Source organism: Phormidesmis sp. 146-12, from assembly GCF_052939495.1.
The window spans coordinates 1-15,504 of sequence record NZ_JBJPHS010000040.1; the positions used below are offsets into that span (position 1 = coordinate 1).

General features: G+C 49.5%; 12 protein-coding genes and 1 tRNA gene. 5 read left to right on the plus strand and 8 right to left on the minus strand.

Annotated features, from left to right (window positions below):
* The first annotated feature begins 340 nt into the window (after positions 1-340).
* The 3 genes from ACKFKF_RS17390 to ACKFKF_RS17400 all read left to right on the plus strand — a co-directional run bounded on the left by ACKFKF_RS17390 (position 341) and on the right by ACKFKF_RS17400 (position 4,718).
* A tRNA-Arg gene (locus tag ACKFKF_RS17390) sits at positions 341-413 on the plus strand.
* 292 nt (positions 414-705) lie between these two features.
* Positions 706-3,288, plus strand: a complete 2,583-nt coding sequence (locus ACKFKF_RS17395) for an ABC transporter permease (RefSeq protein WP_446868841.1) — start codon at positions 706-708, stop codon at positions 3,286-3,288.
* Between the two features lie 266 nt (positions 3,289-3,554).
* Positions 3,555-4,718, plus strand: a complete 1,164-nt coding sequence (locus ACKFKF_RS17400; RefSeq protein ID WP_446868842.1) for a lipocalin-like domain-containing protein — start codon at positions 3,555-3,557, stop codon at positions 4,716-4,718.
* Between the two features lie 214 nt (positions 4,719-4,932).
* On the opposite strand, the gene rppB is transcribed toward ACKFKF_RS17400, so the two are convergent.
* Both rppB and rppA read right to left on the minus strand, forming a co-directional pair.
* A complete protein-coding gene (gene rppB, locus ACKFKF_RS17405; protein WP_446868843.1) occupies positions 4,933-6,291 on the minus strand; it encodes a two-component system sensor histidine kinase RppB in 1,359 nt (452 codons plus the stop codon).
* Positions 6,292-6,300: 9 nt separating this feature from the next.
* Positions 6,301-6,996 carry a two-component system response regulator RppA gene (rppA, locus tag ACKFKF_RS17410; RefSeq protein WP_446858099.1) on the minus strand — a complete coding sequence of 232 codons (696 nt, stop codon included), beginning with the start codon at positions 6,994-6,996 and terminating at the stop codon, positions 6,301-6,303.
* Positions 6,997-7,208: 212 nt separating this feature from the next.
* On the opposite strand from rppA, the gene ACKFKF_RS17415 reads away from it, so the two are divergent.
* A complete protein-coding gene (locus ACKFKF_RS17415) occupies positions 7,209-8,090 on the plus strand; it encodes an Rpn family recombination-promoting nuclease/putative transposase (RefSeq protein WP_446868844.1) in 882 nt (293 codons plus the stop codon).
* A 34-nt stretch (positions 8,091-8,124) separates the two neighbouring features.
* Here the strand turns inward: ACKFKF_RS17415 and ACKFKF_RS17420 are convergent, their stop codons facing one another.
* From ACKFKF_RS17420 to ACKFKF_RS17435, 4 genes are all read right to left on the minus strand, one after another.
* Positions 8,125-8,610 carry a hypothetical protein gene (locus ACKFKF_RS17420; protein WP_446858097.1) on the minus strand — a complete coding sequence of 162 codons (486 nt, stop codon included), beginning with the start codon at positions 8,608-8,610 and terminating at the stop codon, positions 8,125-8,127.
* A 261-nt stretch (positions 8,611-8,871) separates the two neighbouring features.
* Complete coding sequence (locus tag ACKFKF_RS17425) at positions 8,872-12,009, minus strand: efflux RND transporter permease subunit (protein WP_446868845.1); 3,138 nt, start codon at positions 12,007-12,009, stop codon at positions 8,872-8,874.
* A 7-nt stretch (positions 12,010-12,016) separates the two neighbouring features.
* Positions 12,017-13,684, minus strand: coding sequence for an efflux RND transporter periplasmic adaptor subunit (locus ACKFKF_RS17430; RefSeq protein WP_446868846.1), 1,668 nt, complete (start codon positions 13,682-13,684; stop codon positions 12,017-12,019).
* Positions 13,685-13,845: 161 nt separating this feature from the next.
* Positions 13,846-14,400, minus strand: a complete 555-nt coding sequence (locus ACKFKF_RS17435) for a DUF305 domain-containing protein (protein ID WP_446868847.1) — start codon at positions 14,398-14,400, stop codon at positions 13,846-13,848.
* Between ACKFKF_RS17435 and ACKFKF_RS17440 the strand changes: the two genes are divergently transcribed.
* Positions 14,390-14,524, plus strand: a complete 135-nt coding sequence (locus ACKFKF_RS17440) for a hypothetical protein (RefSeq protein WP_446868848.1) — start codon at positions 14,390-14,392, stop codon at positions 14,522-14,524. The two genes, ACKFKF_RS17435 and ACKFKF_RS17440, sit on opposite strands and share 11 nt — an antisense overlap.
* A 197-nt stretch (positions 14,525-14,721) precedes the next feature.
* On the opposite strand, the gene ACKFKF_RS17445 is transcribed toward ACKFKF_RS17440, so the two are convergent.
* Both ACKFKF_RS17445 and ACKFKF_RS17450 read right to left on the minus strand, forming a co-directional pair.
* Positions 14,722-14,865, minus strand: coding sequence for a hypothetical protein (locus ACKFKF_RS17445; protein ID WP_446868849.1), 144 nt, complete (start codon positions 14,863-14,865; stop codon positions 14,722-14,724).
* Positions 14,866-15,034: 169 nt separating this feature from the next.
* Positions 15,035-15,504, minus strand: a 470-nt coding sequence (locus ACKFKF_RS17450; protein WP_446868850.1) for a response regulator, incomplete at its 5' end; no start/stop codon positions are given.

Genomic DNA, 15,504 nt, shown 5'->3' on the forward strand with positions numbered 1-15,504 from the left:
TTCACTAATTTCCTCGTGTTTGTTGGGTTTCACCTACTTCTGTCAGGCAACCAGGCAGACATCTCTTCGAGATCGTGCTAGAGCAGATATCTCTTCGAGATCATGCTAGAGCAGATATCTCTTCGAGATCGACTTAAGATGACGTGAATTCGATGAAATCCTTCGCTGCCGTTACAAATCCGGGCAGCCCCCTAAATCCCCCACGAGTGAGGGACTTTGGACGAAGAATAGTCTCTAATAGTCCCCCAGATTGGGGAGTTGGGGGCAGAAGCGCTGAAGACCGAAGCGAAAAACTCCCATCGAATTCACGTTAAGATGATATAATTCCAGAGTAACGAGAGGGCATGTAGCTCAGTGGATAGAGCATCAGATTCCGGTTCTGAGGGTCGGGGGTTCGAATCCCTCCATGCTCGTTATTGTCTTTAGATTGATTAACGGAATCCTGATAAAGGTTGTTCGTTTCGTTGTTTAGCGCTTCTGCTCCCCACGCTGCCAATTCTGGGGGACTTCTGGACGAGATTTGCGATTCAAAATTCCTCAGTGGTGGGCGATCGAGAAGACACCCGACGCTATCACCCAAAGCAAATTATCTTATCGAATTCATGCTGGTTGGCGGCGATCAAGGACAATCTCAGCCGCTTAGATACAAACCATCGATAGACTTGCTACTCTAAATCTTGGTTCTCCAGAGTAGGCATGGTATCAATGAATTCTCAAGACTCCACGATCGTGTCTAATCGTCCGCTTTGGCGGTTGGCATGGCAGCGACTTAGACAGCGCCCTTTGCAGTATGTCCTCTGCGTTTTGGGAATTGCTTTGGGTGTGGCGATGATGGTCTCGATCGACCTGGCCAACGGCTCCGCTCAACGCGCCTTTTCACTTTCGACGGATGCGATTACGGGACGGGCAACTCATCGGATTGTCGCGATCGCCCCCACTGGCATCGACGAATCGGTTTATGCTCAGGTGAAGCGATCGGTGAGTTTGCCGTCTGCGCCTGTGGTCGAGGGATATGTGCGGACAAGTGAATTGGGCGATCAGCCGATGCGCTTGGTGGGCGTTGATTTGTTTGCAGAGTCTCCTTTTCGAGCTTATTTTAGCGATATTGGCAGCAGTGGAAATGGCTTTACGCAGTTTTTGATGCAGCCTAATACGATCGTGCTTTCCAAAGAGACGGCCATGCAGTATGGGGTGGCTTTGGGCGATACGCTGCATTTGGATGTAGCAGGACAGGCGCGATCAGCTCAAGTGATTGGGTTATTAGAAACCAATGATTCGCTGAATCGGCGGGCACTGAGTAACTTTTTGTTTGCCGACATTGCCACCGCACAAGAAATTTTGGGAGAGGTAGGGCGATTGGATCAGATTGATTTGATCGTCGATCAACCTGAAGAGTTAGCTAAAATCACGGCTCTGTTGCCCAATGATCTCAAGCTAGAAACGGCTGAGGCGCAGAAAAATGCAGTTCAGCAGATGACGGCCGCATTTGAATTAAATCTAACGGCCCTGAGTCTGTTAGCGTTGGTCGTCGGGATGTTTTTGATTTACAACACCGTGACCTTTAGTGTGATCCAACGTCGTCCCATTTTTGGAATCTTGCGATGTATTGGCGTAACTCAAGGACAGTTATTCACGTTAATTTTGGGTGAGGCAGCAATCTTTAGTACGATCGGTTCCCTGTTAGGCGTAGCGTTGGGGATTGTGTTAGGTCGCAGTATCGTCGGCTTGATCACTCAGACAATCAACGATTTCTATTTTGTGGTCACCGTTCAACAAGTAACGCTGGCGCAAAGTACGATCGTCAAAGGGTTAGCGATCGGGGTTGTCTCTTCACTGATTGCCTCTGCGGTGCCTGCGATCGAAGCAATGAATACGCCGCCCAGTTTGACCCTTCAGCGATCGACCCTCGAAGGAAGAGTGCAAAAACTATTACCGACATTGGTATTTGCCTGGTTTACGGCGACTGTGTTGGGGGTTGCGTTATTAAAATGGCAATCCGCCGGATTAGTCGCAGCGTTCGCAGGACTGTTTGCCGTTCTATTAGGGGCAGCGTTGTTAACTCCGCCGCTAGTGACGTTGGCGATGCAGAGTTTTTCACCTGTGGGCCAGCAGTTTTTGGGCGTAATTGGACGGTTAGCCCCGCGTGATATTTTGCGTTCACTTAGCCGGACTTCGGTGGCGATCGCGGCTCTCATGGTCTCCGTCTCTGTCATTGTCGGCGTGTCGATTATGGTGGGTTCCTTTCGCGGAACCGTAGTGCAGTGGTTGGATCAAACCTTGCAGGCAGATATCTACGTGTCGCCGCCATCGACCACGGCCAACCGCGTTTTGGGCAAGCTTGATCCCCTAGTGGCTGCTGCCCTCAAAACTCATCCTGGAATCAAGAAAGCCGTCAGCTACAACGATGCCGATGTTGAGGTAGTTGATTTTCATCGTCAGGTCAAGCTGATTTCTGCCGATGGCGATGTCTCTCAGGGCAAACGTCCTTACGCCTGGATTCGCCAAGATTTGGGCAAAGATCCCTGGGATGCGCTGGATGCAGGTCAAGGAGTGATCGTTTCAGAAGCGCTGATCTTGCGAGAAAACTTAGCCGAGCCTCCTCAATCGATCACGCTGCAAACTCCGGAGGGCGATCGCTCCTTTCCGGTTCTAGCGGTGTTTTATGATTACTCGTCCGATCGCGGCACGATCATTCTCGACAACGATTTATATGAAGCGATCTGGCACGATTCCAGCATTGCGTCTCTGGGGTTATTCGTCGCGCCCAATACCTCGGTGGATGCGATCGTCGAGTCGATTCGTACCCGATTTAAGGGACAACAAAGCTTATTGGTGCAGTCCAATCGCAGTTTGCGGCAAGGTTCATTAGAAATCTTCGATCGTACCTTTGCCATTACGGATGCTTTGAGATTGTTGGCGGTGGTCGTTGCCTTTATTGGCGTTCTCAGCACGTTGATGAGCCTGCAACTTGAACGCACTCGTGAACTAGGAATTCTCCGCGCGACGGGGATGGCTCCGCGCCAACTGGGTGCCTTGATGCTGCTAGAAACGGGGTTGATGGGGACGATGGCGGGTGTGTTTGCGATGCCGTTGGGATATGCGTTGGCGTGGATTCTCATCTATGTGATCAATGTGCGATCGTTTGGGTGGACGCTGCAAATGGCGCTAGAAGGACGATATTTTTGGCAAGCATTGTTAGTCGCGATCGTTGCTGCATTGTTAGCTGGAATCTACCCAGCGTTTCGTCTCGGTCGCATGAATATCTCTGCTGCGATTCGTCAGGAATGAGGTTGATGTTCTCTACTCTGATCGCTTCGAGTTACCCGCAAGGGGTCACTTTGATGTGAGTTTGATTCGTTTTTTTGCTTCGTTGTTGAAGTCTTCTGCCCTCCAACCCCACAATTCTGGGGAACTTTAAGAGAAGAGTTCTGGTTTAAAGTCTCTCACTTGTAGGAAGTTTAGGGGCAACCCAAATCTAAAACCGAACCGAAAAGATTCATCGAATTTACATCACTTTGCTGCTCTCAATTCAATCATTTGGAACCTTAGTTTTTATGCTCCAGCGATTCAAGCTTTTATGTTTATCAATCTGCGTCTGCTTCACTTTTCTGTTTCCATTTCCGGCTGAGGCGACTCAACTGACCTGGCTAGAAGACGCTCCCGTTGACACGTCCAAATTTCAGAAAGCAACGGCTCCTCAAGACTGGCACTTTCCTCAAGACTTTGGCCCCCACGAAGACTACCAGACCGAATGGTGGTACTACACAGGCAACCTAGAAACTGAGGAAGGTCGATCGTTTGGCTACCAACTCACCTTTTTTCGGCAAGCGATCGCACCCCAATCCTCCGACTCTCAATCCTCCCAATCTCACTGGCGCGGCAATCAAATTTATTCAGCCCATTTCACCGTCAGCGATGTGGCTCAACAGGCTTTTTACCCTTACGATCGCTTCAGTCGCGGCCGGGTCAATCTTGCAGGGGCCGCTGTCGCACCCTATCACGTCTGGTTAGAAAATTGGTCAGCGACAGAGATTGCACCCGGAAAAGTTCGGCTTCAAGCTCAAACTCCAGATGTAACTTTAGATTTAACGGTTGAACAAACCCGTCCACCTGTGTTGCAGGGCGATCGCGGCTTGAGCATCAAAGGACTCGAACCCGGAAACGCTTCTTACTACTATTCTCTGGTGCAGCAGCCGACTGAGGGAACGATCGCCATCAAAGGACAGCCCTTTACCGTCAAAGGCATCACCTGGAAAGATCACGAATATTCCACCAGTTCGTTAGCACCAGGTACAGTGGGCTGGGATTGGTTCTCAATGCAGTTTGATAACGGAACGGCTCTAATGCTTTACCTGCTGCGTCACGAAGACGGTACCCTGGAACCCACGTCGGCGGGCACCTTCATCGCGGCTGACAGCACAACCACTCCCCTAACCGCCCAAGACTATCAAGTCAACGTCCTAAACACCTGGAAAAGCCCCAACAGCAAAGCAGTCTACCCCGCCAAATGGATGATCGCCATCCCCAAACTCAACTTGACCCTACAAGCACAGCCGCTCATGCCCAACCAAGAACTCAAAACCCAAACCGCAACCTACTGGGAAGGAGCCGTTGCCTTTAAAGGACTGCAAAACGATCGCCCCCTCACCGGAAAAGGCTATGTAGAACTAACAGGCTACGCCGATCGCTTAGACTCGCTGCTTTCCGTTCGAAAATAAATCAACGTCAGTTCGATGAGAGTTTTTTCGCTTCGTTGTTCACGGCTTCTGCCCCCCAAGCTGCCAAAATTGGGGAACTTTAAGAAAAGAACTCTGGTTCAAAGTCCCTCACTCGTGGGGGATTTAGGGGGCTGCCTGGATCTATAACCGCAGCGGAAGAGTTCATCGAATTGACGTTAAATCAGTTAGATTTTGAAGCTACAGCGTCACCGTCTCACACTTGAAGGCCTGCTAGAGCTAATCGAAGCCTGAATGTGCTGCCTTGTTCTAAAACACTGTGAACCTGCAACTCGCTATCATGCGCGTGAGCGATCGCGCTGGCAATTGCTAACCCTAACCCAGCGCCTCCAGTTTGACGAGAGCGATCGCAGCTAACTCGATAAAAGCGATCGAAGATGCGAGACTGATCCTCCGGCGCAATTCCAATCCCCGTATCTTGAATTTGAATGACCGCTTGAGTAGAATCGCTATCTAGAGACACGGCGACTTTTCCACCCATAGGAGTGTACTGGATGGCATTGGTGAGTAAGTTTGCGACAAGTTGAAAAAGTTGTTCTTCGTTACCCAATACATAAATCGAATGTCGAAATCGAACCTCAAGTGTGAGTAGAATGTTAGCCGCCATCGCCATTGCACTAAATTCGTCTACTACATCAGTCAGCAAGCTATTTAGACAACACGGTTGATGTTTTACAGGCAGAACTTGAAGATCCATTCGAGAGAGCAACAACAAATCTTGAACGAGGTGAGCAAGGCGATTGTTTTGACGCTCGATCGTCTGTAGTGTGTTGCGAGCTTCGGTTTCTGATAATTCTTCGAGTTCTAAAACCGATTCAATGGTTGCGCTTGTTGCCGCTAATGGCGTTCGTAACTCATGAGCCGCATCCGCTGTAAACTGCTGAATTTGTTGATAAGACTGATAGACAGGTTGCATTGCCAATCCCGCTAACCACCAGCTTGCCGCAATCACTACGAGCATTGTGAGCGGCAGTCCAAGCCAGAAAATAACTTGCAGGGTTGCTAAATAGCGATCGAACTCTTGCAGCGATCGACCCACCTGCATATAGCCCCAGGGACGATTCTGATCGTTTTTTAGCAGCAAAGCGATCTGATGATAGCGTTTGCCTTCAGGATTCTCTAACGTTTGCCAAAGCGTTTGTTGTTGGGTGACTGGCAGCCCCTGGGGTTGTTGTCCAACCGTTGCGATCAGCCGTCCAGATTGAGTTAAGAAACGCACATAGGAACCTTCTTGCTGCACGGCTCCTAAAATATGCCGATGTTGAGTGGACGATCGTTCAGAATCAGAACAAGTTGATGGCGTTAAACACAATCCTGGCAAGAGTTGAGCCGCGCGATCGTCGATGACTCCAGGCTGTTTGAGCATTGGCTCTAGACCATCGTGAAGGGTTCCCGCTACAGATTCTAGTTCTTGATGCAGAGCGTACCACTGGGCTTCGGTCAACAACTGATAGGCAGCCACTCCAAACAGCGCGAGAATCAAACTCATGACTCCGGTGTACCAGCCCGCTAATCGCCAGCGTGTTCGATTAAACAGTTTGCTTTGGTTCATCATCTTGGGTGTCTACCTCGTGACGTTGAGGCGATAGCCCAATCCGTAAACAGTTTCCAAGAGTCCTTCACAGCCATACTCGGCGAGCTTGCGGCGGAGAAGGCGAATTTGCGCGGGGACAACGTTGCTAGTGGGATCAGATTGCAGATCCCAAACTTGATTCATCAATTGGTCACGGGTGAGAATCTGGTTGGGATGCTGCATAAAATATTCTAAAAGCTGAAATTCTTTAGCGGTCAGGGGAATTGCTTGGGGTTGTGCTTGAAGACTTTGAGTGGAAACAGTGGCAGTACTGTAATCCAACATGAGATCGCCGACTTGGAGTTGGGATGGCTGAAGTTGGGGCGATCGTCGCTGTAGTGCCCTCAGTCGTGCCCGCAATTCTGCCATGCCAAAAGGTTTGACGAGATAATCATCGGCTCCGGCATCCAATCCCATCACTTTATCTTCCATGCGGTCTTTTGCCGTTAGCATCAGGACGGGTAGTGAATTGTGCTGCGAGCGCAGTCGTTGACAAAGTTCGATACCAGACAGCCCTGGAAGTAACCAATCGACGATCGCCAGCGTATAGTGAACCTGCTGATCATTGAGGTAGTCCCAAGCTTTTGCACCATCCTGAACCCAATCTACAATGTATTTTTCTCGGCTCAAAACCCGCTGAATTGCAGCCCCCAAATCCGGTTCATCTTCGACGAGCAGTATCCGCATGAAAGTTTTCTCGATCGACCCAGAATTCTGACTACTTCTAGGATAGAGGTATCGTCCCCTCACCTAATTAATAAGTTTGAATCAACCCAACTCACTGAGATTGTCTACAGTCAAACTAACACTTCTTCCAATGTTTGTAACGGCTTCTCAGACAAACCTCTAACCTCAGATCGATCGCTCTGGTAAGCTATGACCACTGAGTCCGCCGTCCAATGTCGTTTGATAATCTCTGCAAACTGCTTTCCGAAAAACATCCCGCCCGCTTTGCCAGTTGGGTACTTGGCACCTCTCAAGTCGCGGTTGAAGTGCCCAAAACCGAACTTAGCATCGAACCAATTCGCGCTGATTCCGTCACCTTTTTGCAGCTACAAGGGCAACTTCTCCATCTCGAATTTCAAACCAAGCTCGAATCGAATCCACCACTTCCGCTGCGGATGCTGGACTACTGGGTACGGCTGCATCGTCTCCATCGACTGCCGATTACTCAAGTTGTGGTTTTGCTTCTTCCTCCTGCTGATCCAACGACGATCGAGACTGCTTTCGTTTCCGCAACCACCCGTCATGACTATCGCGTGATCCGGTTGTGGGAAGAAGATCCCGAACGGCTGCTCAATGACCCGGCTTTGCTTCCTCTCGCTGCGCTTGCCGCTACATCACAGCCCCAAAATCTACTCCTTCAAGTTGTACAACAGGTCAATCAGCTAGAGCCGACGCAACGGCAAGAGATTTCTACGTACACCCAGATTCTCGCTGGGTTAAAATTTGAGAAGGGTTTGATTCGTCAATTGTTTCGGGAGGACATCATGCGCGAGTCAGTCATTTATCAGGACATTTTGGAAGAAGGACGGCAGGAAGGACGGCAGGAAGGACGGCAGGAAGGACGACAGGAAGGACGACAGGAAGGACGACAGGAAGGGGAACGATCGCTGGTCTTCTTATTACTAGAACAACGAGTCGGACAACTCTCTCAAGTAGAGCGCGATCGCATTTCTGCTCTCAGTCTCGGCCAACTCGAAGCCTTAGCATTGGCATTGCTGGACTTTTCAGCGATCGCAGATTTGACGACTTGGCTAGATTTAGAACAGGCGTTGTAGCTTATTTCACTCGATCGTGGTTTGTCGTCGGAGTCTACTTGGTAAAGCTAAAGCGACCATTCACTTTTTCGCCAGCGATGTCTGTCAAAATGGCAACTTTGTATTCTCCAGCGATCGTTCCAGGCAGTAGGGCTTTATAGTGTTTGCCTTGTGCATCGTACTTCATGGCTAAAGACTTCTGAGTTCCATCGGGCAATTGCACTTGAGCCGTGACTTTTGCATTTGGAACAGCTTCGTGATTGTCGCCTTTCTGCAAGTAGAAATCCAGATGAGTGCCCTCAGCTTCTTTTTCTGGAACAAACTCTAAATGATAATTACCTGATTCAACGACCTGTCCACCTTGGTTGGCTCCAGAATGCTTTTTGGGCGATGCGGACTTGGATTCATTGACAGGTGATGAAGCGATCGGACTCGCGGGACTGCTCCCCGGATTTGCGGTTTGATTGCCAGTGCTGCAAGCGCTTAAAAAAAGAAGTCCGAAGCTTGCAAAAACGATCGAGAAAGACTTGAAAGATTTCATGAGTTAGCTCCTGAATTAACGTGAATTCGATAAGAGGTTTTCCGCTTCGTTGTTCACAGCTTCTGCCCCCCAACCCCCCAATTTTGGGGGACTTTAAGAGAGGAATTCTGGTTCAAAGTCCCTCACTCGTGGGGGATTTAGGGGGCGTTCCTGGATCTAAAAGCGAAGCGAAGCGTTCATCGAACTGACGTTGAATTAAACATGGATATTGGTAAACAGTTCGATCCGAGATAGCTCCTTCAATACTAGAATCTAACTTGGTCAAGCCTTGTAGCCTACAGCCTTTTCAGAACCAACCTCTTGATTCTCTTCTCTAGAAAGAGAAGTCTGCTTGGGCATTAGGACTTTGCCAAAACGGGCATATAACGCTGGAATTACCAATAAAGTTAAAGCAGTCGAGGTAAATAACCCACCCAGTACCACGATCGACAACGGTTGAAGAATCTCTTTGCCCGCACCTCCTACAAACACCAACGGCGCTAATCCCAATGCAGACGTAAAGGCAGTCATCAAAATTGCATTTAGTCGCTCCATCGACCCCTCAATCAACAGGTCTTTGAGCGGCATCCCTTCAGCAAACTTTGCATTGTAGTTATCGACTAACAAAAGTCCGTTGCGAGTGGCAACGCCAAATAGGGTGACGAAACCAACGAGAGACGCGATCGACAAAATTCCTCCCGTCAATGCAACCGCAATCACTCCTCCAACCAGCGCCAATGGTAAGTTGATCATAATGGCAGCCGTAGAAGGAATCGATTTCACAGATAAATACATGATGACGGTGATCACGACGAATGCGATCGCGCTAAAAATCAAAAGATTCTGAGTGGCTCGCTCTGCCGCCTCAAATTGTCCAGCGTATTGGATGTAATAACCGGGTGGAATTTGAATCTGTTGCTTTACTCTTGCCTGAATATCGTTCACTACAGCGCGTAACGCTCTTCCTTCTGCATTCGCCGCAATCACGATCAAGCGAGAGACATTTTCACGATTAATTGTGTTTGGCCCTGTTCCCTCGCGAATGGTTGCGACTTGCGCTAAAGGAATTTTGTTGCCATTCGGCGTATCTACTAGAAGATTACCGATCGTCTCTAAGCTCTGTCTAGCCTCTGGTGTTAGCCACACGACGAGATCAAAGGTTTGCTGTTGTTCTAAGACTTGAGAAACCACTCGTCCGTTTAGAGCCGTTTCAATCGTTTCTGAAAGTTGCCCCACCGTTAACCCGTAGCGAGCCGCCGCCGATCGATTAAACTCAATTTGAACTTGCTCAACAGGAACTTGAGGTTCAAGCTGCAAATCGATCACGCCTTCAACCGATTGCATCACCTGGTTTACTTGCTGTCCGAGCGATCGCAGTTGTTCTAAGTCAGAACCAAATATTTTGACCGCGATCGCGCTTCTGACACCCGACAGCACTTCATCCATCCGATGAGAAATAAAGCCTCCTACATTGGGCGCGGCTCCCGGCACCTTACCGAATTCTGCACGCACCCGTTCAACCGCTGCTCTACGGTTTTTCATACCCTCCTCACTCAACTCCACGTCAAGATGAGCTAAATTAACGCCTGCCGCATCCGCATCACCCGCTGCCCGTCCAGACCGAACCTGAATCGATTGAATGCTGGGATCGTCTTTGAGCTTGTGTTCTAGTACAGACGCTGCGCTGTTGGTGGCTTCTAGAGAGGAACCTGGGTAAAGCAAAAGCGTGTTGACCAGCGATCGCTCTTGAAACTCTGGGAGAAAGACTCGACCAAACGAAGGCACTGCGATCGCAGCAATCACCAGACTTGCCGCAGCACCCCCTAAAATCAGAGTCGATCGACGCATCGAAAGTCTGAGCAACGGATAGTAAAGCCGCTTAAAAAAACGGGCGACCCAGGGTTCGCGTTCAGGAAGGCGACCATGAGGCAGCAGAATGGCACAGAGGGCAGGCGTTACCGTCAAGGCAATCACGCTAGAAGCCAGTACTGCTGCTAAATACCCCACTCCCATCGGCGTAAAAATGCTGCCTTCCACGCCCGTTAGCGCAAAAATCGGCGCAAAGACCACCACCGTAATGATCGTGGCTCCAAACACTGAATCTCGCACTTCTTGGCAGCCTTCAAACACCACCTCTAAAACCGGACGCGGATTCGGCGAATATTTATTCTCTCGTAAGCAGCGGTAAACATTTTCGGCATCTACGATCGCATCATCCACCGCAGACCCGATCGCCACCGCCAACCCGCCCAAGGTCATGGTGTTGAGTCCCTGTCCTAGCCAATTGAGCGCCAGCACGCCAACTAGTAATGAAAGCGGCAGAGCAGTTAGACACACCGCCAGATTGCGCCAATTCATCAGAAACGGAATCAGAATAATGGCGACGATGATACTGCCTTCGACTAACGCACTGCGAACGTTCTCGATCGAAGCATCGATATAGGTTTCCTGGCGAAAGGTCGGGGTGATTTCAATATCTTTAGGTAAGCCTGCTTTAACCGCCTGCATGGCGGCTTCAACCGCACGAGTTACGGTTGGCGTATCGGCTTGAGGTTGTTTGTTGATAACGATCGCAACCGCTTTTTGAGTATTGAGGCTGGCATCCCCGCGTTTGACTGCCGCTCCTAATTTGACTTCTGCAACTTCGGTAATTCTGATTGGCGTGCCGTTTCGGGTTGCGATCGCGGATTCTTTAAGGGCTTCAATGTCTTCGATGCGTCCAATTCCTCGAATTAGCTTTTCTCGATCGGGAGTCACCAAATAACCACCGGGAGCATTCACATTGGCAGCAGCAACGGCTTCCGATACATCCTGTAAAGAGACGTTAAAGGCTTTCAGTTTCTCTGGCGCAACCAAGACTTGATATTGCCGCACATCGCCACCAAACGCGATCACTTGCGTCACGCCTGGAACGGCTAACAAACGGTTCGTAGCTTGCCAATCAACAATGCGGCGCACCTCCATTAAGTCCGTAGTTTTGGAGGTGAAAGAATAGCTGAGAATCGTCCCGATCGGGGAGCTAATCGGAGCAATCTGTGGGGGTTCGACACCTTCTGGCAATCGATTTTGAGCAGACTGCAATCGCTCGGTGACAAGCTGCCTCGCTTGATAGATGTTGGCTCCCCAGTCAAAGACAACTCTCACAACCGAAATACTTGCCGCACTCGAAGAGCGAACCACACTGACCCCCGGAGTGCCATTCAGCGCACTCTCGATCGGCAATGTCACCAGCGATTCGACTTCTTCTGGCGCAAGTCCTGGCGCTTCAACTTGAATTTCAACCTGGGGCGGGGCAAACGCTGGAAACACATCCAGCGGCATCTTAATAATCGTGAGAAAAATCCAGACCGTGAGAATGAGGGCACCTAAGACAACGAGCCAACGCCGCGCGATCGACCACTTAATTATCGAACTGAGCATAATTTACTTAACGAGGGCGAGTAGAGTCTGGTTGTTCTTCGATGGCTCCAGCGGAATGCTGACTGTTTGGCGAATGAGCGCGGTCAAAATGTATTTCAGCGTCATAAAAGCGGGAGTCTTTGATCAGACCCGGAGCAACTCGACTACGGCGACCTGCCCAGTAGGTTCCTGCCCAAAATATTCCTCCTGCGATCGCACTTCCCAAGGGCAGCATGACCCACCAGGGTAGCGAGAATCTAGTTTGGGTCACAGCTTGAGTGGGATCTGTCGGATGATCTCCAGCTTTCGTGCCACTGCGTAGAGATTGAGCATAAAGTTGACTGGCTCTCTGAGTCACGATCCGATCTCCATCAAAGACCCCATTTTTGATCTCAACAAAATTGCCAGAACGCTGACCTAAACTAACTTCAGTGGGTTGAAAGGCAGTGCCGTTTTGCACAAAAACGACGGTCTTCTTGTCGTTGGTTTGTACGATCGCGGAAGCCGGAACAGCTAACACTGCAACGGGTGTTTGATCGGTCAATACTTCTAACTCAGAGAACATTCCTGGTTTGAGTGCGCCATCTGAGTTCTCGATTTCAGCTTTTACAGGAACAATGCGGCTCTCTCCCTCAACAGTTGCGCCGATCGTGCCGATACGCCCCGTAAACGACCGATTTGGCAAGCCATTCACCTTAACCTGAACTCGTTGCCCAACTTGAATTTTGCTCAGATCTTTCTCGTAGATGTTGGCAGCAATTTGCACACGATTGCCATTCACGATCGTCATGATCTGTTTGCCCGCATCTTGCCCCGATTCTCCGATCGTCGTTTCGTGATCGACAACGATGCCTGAAATCGGAGCCATTACCGTAATCGTGCCGTCCTCGTTGGCAGTCGCGCCTAATTGTCGCAGGCGAGTTTGGTAGGTTTGTCCACTCAGTTGCACTTTGGACTGTGCCATTTCTACCGCAGACTGAGCGCGTTGTAGTTGAGCCTCCGCTTCAGAAACGGATAAACGGCTTTGAGCTTTGGCAAATGCAGCTTTCGCCTCAGCGAGTTTGGTCTGAGATTCGAGCGCAGTGCGGCGAGGGAGTGCCCCAGTTTTGGTGAGTTCGAGATCTCGATCGTAGCGTTCTTGCGAGAAGCCTAATTCGGTTTGGGCCTGTCGAATCTCTGCTTCTGCAATTTTTTGCTGTTGGGCATAGGTTTTCTGAGCTAATCGCAGATCGGCTTCTGCGTGTTGAACGGCTGAGGTGGCTTCAGTGCCTCGATCGAGTGCCGTAGTCCGAAGCTCTGCCAACTCTGGACTCGTCATCAAGGCGATCGGTTGACCAAGGTTGACGCGATCGCCAGGTTTCGCAAACAGTCGAAGCACGGTTCCTGTGACTGGAGTCGTCACTTCAACTTGTTGATTGGGCAGCGTTTCGATTTGCCCGGTCGCTTTCACCCCAAATGCCAGTTGCTGACGGCTCACAGGCTCCACCTTCAATCCCATCCGGTTTGCCGTTTCTGCATCCACCTGAATCGCACCCACAGATTGCCCTGGCTGGCTGCCGCCTTGAAACTCATCGCCATGTCCGCCGTGAGCCAACAATTTATGAACAGGAGCCGCCAACAGCAGCAAGCCGAGAAGCGTTCCAGAAATAGAGCGGACAGTTTTGAGGCGATGAGGGTGCTGAGATAGATGAGCCATTGAGAAGTTCCTTGATGATGAAATCGTCCAGCGTTAACCCAAAGGGCTGAATCAGGTTTAGAGGAGGTTCTAAAAGTAGTAAAGAGTCTCTTTGTTTCGGTTGTCATCCGCCCGTGAGGAAGGCGATGAATGATTACCTTTAAACCATGCTCTTAGGCTGACTACTGGTTGTACCAAGCTTTGCGCCACTGCTGCATCTGAGCAATTTCTGCTTGTTGAGAAGAGACCATCTCTTGAGCAAGTTGTTTAATTTCTGGACGTTTGGTTTTACTCAATGCATCGTTTGCCATCATCACTGCGCCTTCATGGTGGGGAATCATCGCATTGATAAAGCGCAAATCAAACTGATCATCACTGGCTCCCAAATCCATGTTCATCATCATGCCTTTCATCTGGTCAGACGACATCGGCATCATTTTCCCCATTTTGGAGTCATACGCCATTGGAGTACTTTCTGCTTTGGGATACCAGGCTTGCCGCCATTGCTTCATCTGAGCGATTTCTTCGTCTTGTGCTTTGATAATATCGGCTGCCAGCTTTTTGATTTCTGGGCGCTTTGATTTCTGCTGGGCTTCTTTTGCCATTTCGACGGCTCCTTGGTGGTGCGGAGTCATGGCATCGACAAAGCGCAAATCAAAATTGGCATCGGCAGGGCCTAAATCCATCAGGTTGTGGTTCATCTTGCCGTGATCCATGCCGTGATTCATGCTAGGCATTGTGTTGGCGGCTGGAGCGCTAGTTGCAGGATTTGCAGATGAATTTGAAGGCGTTGAACAAGCCGTCAGAACCCCGAATACGAAGGGCAGCGAAGCGATCGCGACCATTCTCCTCGACGCTTGAGGTGCGATCGCGTTCAGTTCACGGTCTAAAAATTTAACTTTGAAGAGTAAGGATTTCATATTTAGTGCTGAGTGAGCTATAGAACAGTTTCATTCTCAACTCTCTATCAAGCTGGAGAGTCAAGGCCTTCAGGGTTAGTGGCATCCCTACTCAATAGGAAACCATTTAAAAATAAAATCAGCGTGAAATGAATCTACCTAGAAAGGATGATTCTCTACGCCTATGAATAGAGGAACGCGATCGAGCGTTGCCTTCTTTAGGTTGAGATCAACATAGACACCATTAAAACTGCTGCTTGATTGATCAACTTGATTGATCAACTCCACAAAAGTCGATCGCACCGTTTTTTAATGAACACTTTTAATGAATACTCAGAGATTGGTATGCCAAATTTCAAAAAGTTCAATAAGCTAAGAAACTTCGAGTGTTGTTTGGATATTAAATTGAGCGATCTTTAATAGAGTTCAATTTGTCGTGAGCGCCGATTCATTAGTTTATCTGGAGGAAGTTCTAGTCTGTCCAGTTGAGAATTGCCGCTACCCGATCGCAAATCGTCACTGGATTAAACGGTTTACTGATCACGCCTGCTACGCCCATTTGAGCAAATCGTTGGCGATCGTCAGACAGCACTTTAGCCGTTAACAAGATAACCGGAATAGCTTTAGTTGCCGCATCTTTTTGAAGCATGGCAAACAGTTGATAGCCATCCATGTCGGGCATTGAGACATCGAGCAAAATTGCGTCGATCGGGTAGGCTGCGCTTTGGGTCAGTGCTTCTTGGCCCGATGCAGCGATCGTGGTCTGCCAGCCGCCCAAATCCTCTAAGCAGGCTCTTACCACTTCTCGAATGCGTTCTTCGTCGTCAATAATTAAGATGCGTCGAGTCATATATAGCAATCCTAAATGAGTCATGAACAGATTTTTGTACAGATTTTTGTCGCTCCGTTCCAGTCCGCTTCGCCCCCTAAATCCCCCAGTCT